Annotated in this window: 1 rRNA gene; it reads left to right on the forward strand. The window is 52.5% G+C overall.

The window, feature by feature from the left end:
* Nucleotides 1–219 (forward strand): 23S ribosomal RNA (locus tag WFP70_RS26740); the annotation flags it as partial.

The raw sequence follows: 219 nt of genomic DNA on the forward strand, positions 1-219 counted from the left end.
TGCACTTGGTGTTACTGCGAAGGGGGGACGGAGAAGGCTAGGTTATCCGGGCGACGGTTGTCCCGGTTTAAGCATGTAGGCGGGAGTTTTAGGTAAATCCGGAACTCTTTTTAACGCTGAGGTGTGATGACGAGCCACTACGGTGGTGAAGTAACTGATGCCCTGCTTCCAGGAAAAGCCTCTAAGCTCCAGGTAACACGAAATCGTACCCCAAACCGA

The sequence above is a fragment of the Pantoea sp. USMM079 genome, assembly GCF_037153115.1.
In the GTDB taxonomy this organism is placed as follows: Bacteria; Pseudomonadota; Gammaproteobacteria; order Enterobacterales; family Enterobacteriaceae; genus Pantoea; species Pantoea communis.